Raw genomic sequence first — 1750 nt, 5'->3', positions numbered from 1 at the left:
GTACCGGGACTCCGGCGGCGACCGGCGCGGGCTGCCCCGCGCGGGCCGCGTGCTCGATCCGGCCGAGGTCGCCGCCGTGCTGGCCTTTCTCGCCGGACCCGACAGCGGGGCCGTCACCGGCAGCGTGATCGAGGCCGACGGCGGGCCAGGCGCGCCGTTGCGCGGCGCGGCCACCGGCCTCGGCCCGGGCGTCGGGGTGTCGGCCTGACGTGGGTGCGGCCGTGTCCGCCACCTGCCTCGTCCGGCCCCGGCCCGCCTCGAGCTGGATCGGGGCCAGGACCTCACGGCGGAGCGGCGTCCACGGGCGGCTCATCGGCAGCCCACGGACGTGGCGCCACTGCGGGCGATCCCCCGACCCGGCGCTCAGGCGGGCAGCTGGTCCTTCTGCACCTTGCCGGTCGCGTTGAGCGGCAGCCGGTCCAGGAAGCGGATCGAACGCGGGACCTTGTAGCCGGCCATCCGCCGCTCGGCCCAATCGATGAGTTCCCGCTCGTCGACCGGCTCGCCCGCCACGACGTAGGCGCGGCCGACCTGGCCGAGCCGTTCGTCGGGGACGCCGATCACGGCGACCTGCTCGACGGCCGGATGCTCGAGAAGGTAGCCCTCGATCTCGGCGGGGTAGGCGTTGAAGCCGCCGACGAGGAACATGTCCTTCTTGCGGCCGAGGATGCGCAGACGGCCGTCGGGGTCGAGTTCGCCGAGGTCACCGGTGTGCAGCCAGCCGTCGGGGTCGACCGCGGCGGCGGTGGCCTCGGGGTCGTCGAGATAACCACGCATGACGCTGTAGCCGCGGACCAGGACCTCGCCGTCGTCGGCGATGCGGACCTCGAGGCCGTCGCAGGGGGTGCCGACGGTGGTGGCGATCTGCTCGAAGGTGTCGCCGGGGCGGGAGGCGGTGGCGGTGCCCGCCTCGGTGAGGCCGTAGCCGGTCATGATCGTCTCGAACGGCAGCTCCTCGCGGATGCGGCGGATCAGCTCGACCGGGATGTCGGCCGCGCCCGTGACCGCCGCGCGCAGCGAGGACAGATCGTGGCCGCGATCGGCGGCCTCGAGCAGGCAGTGGTACAGCGTGGGCGGGCCGGGCAGCATGGTGACTCGTTCCCGCGCGACCAGTTCCAGCACCCGGTCCACGTCGAACACCGGCAGCGGCAGGATGGTGGCGCCGCGGATGAGCGAGGCGATCAGCCCGGCCCGGTAGCCGAAGGTGTGGAAGAACGGGTTGACGATCAGATACCGGTCGCCCCGGCGCAGGTCGGCCAGATCGCACCACTCGGCGTACATGCGCAACGACTGCCGGTGGTTCATCAGCACACCCTTGGACCGGCCGGTGGTGCCGGAAGTGAAGATGATGTCGGCGATGTCGTCGCCGGAAACCGCGCGCTCGAAAGGCGCGCCGTCGGCGAGGAAGCCGGACTTCAGGTCGATCACGGGCACGCCGTCGGGCGCGCTGTACTCGATGTCCAGAAAGCCCTGTTGCACCAGAACGGCTTTCGCGCCGCTGCGGGTGAGGATGTCGTCGGCCTCGGCCTGTTTGAACCGGCTGTTCACCGGCACCAGCACGCCGCCGGCGGTCAGCAGGCCGAAGGCGGCGATGATCCACTCCGCGGAGTTGGGGGCCCAGACGGCGACCCGGTCGCCCTTCTCGATGCCCGCCGCCGCGAAGGCCCCGGCCGCCCGGCGTATACGGTCGACCAGGTAGATGTATTTAAGCCGGAGATACCCGGCGAGGGGGGGGGGGGCGGGGGGGCGG

Annotated in this window: 2 protein-coding genes; one reads left to right on the top strand and one right to left on the bottom strand. The window is 72.6% G+C overall.

Annotation, left to right across the window (positions count from 1 at the left end; all coding sequences use genetic code 11):
• The coding region (locus tag QH283_RS04140) for an SDR family oxidoreductase (RefSeq protein ID WP_280501688.1) at positions 1 to 208 on the top strand (208 nt) is incomplete at its 5' end.
• A 155-nt stretch (positions 209 to 363) separates the two neighbouring features.
• Here QH283_RS04140 and QH283_RS04135 read toward each other — a convergent pair.
• A partial coding sequence (locus QH283_RS04135) for a FadD3 family acyl-CoA ligase (protein ID WP_280501687.1) occupies positions 364 to 1750 on the bottom strand: 1387 nt, incomplete at its 5' end.

Origin of the sequence: Nocardia farcinica (genome assembly GCF_029867845.1) — a bacterium.
Classification (GTDB): Bacteria; Actinomycetota; Actinomycetes; order Mycobacteriales; family Mycobacteriaceae; genus Nocardia; species Nocardia farcinica_A.
Note: the sequence above shows the minus strand (reverse complement) of the source record. Positions and strands in the feature narration are given on the sequence as shown.